Source organism: Pedobacter sp. HMWF019 (assembly GCF_003061025.1).
In the GTDB taxonomy this organism is placed as follows: domain Bacteria; phylum Bacteroidota; class Bacteroidia; order Sphingobacteriales; family Sphingobacteriaceae; genus Pedobacter.
The window spans coordinates 1-509 of sequence record NZ_QAIL01000624.1 but is presented as its reverse complement, the minus strand read 5'-3'; the positions used below and the strand labels follow the sequence as shown (position 1 = coordinate 509).

At 31.8% G+C, this 509-nt stretch carries 1 protein-coding gene; it reads right to left on the bottom strand.

Annotated features, from left to right (window positions below; genetic code table 11):
* Positions 1-206: SDR family NAD(P)-dependent oxidoreductase (locus DBR11_RS29325; RefSeq protein ID WP_199234013.1), on the bottom strand; the 206-nt coding region annotated here is incomplete at its 3' end.
* Between the last annotated feature and the right edge of the window lie 303 nt (positions 207-509).

The window sequence follows — 509 nt, the reverse complement described above, 5'->3', positions numbered from 1 at the left end:
ATAGAAAGATCGGCTACGATAATTTTTATCTGTATGCCAGTCTGTTCCAACACCGTCTTTAATTGTTCTAGTTTATCCTTCCTTCGGGCTGAAATAATCAAATTGGCTTTATGCTGATGAGCCAGTTGAAGGGCCATTTCATGCCCTAAACCGGAAGAAGCGCCGGTTATTAAAACCCATTTGTTCTTAAAATCAAGTCTTTTCACAGGATCAAATCTAGATAATTTACCGGAGATTCCTCTCTTAAAGTAGCTTGAGCTCCTACTGTAATGAATTGTTATCTGTGTGTTTTTAATTGGTGTTTTTCCTATTTTGGTTTTTTATTGCTTTTTATTTTTTATGTTTTCTTAATTGTGTTTTTTTATTGGTTTTGTTGGTGTTTATTAAAATAAATTTTTCTATATTAGCAATGATATTTATTTATTAATTAATGTATTTGTTTTTAACTCCTTGCAGATGTTGTGGAATGAAATATAGACTTATCATTTGTCCGCCGGATTGATCCAATC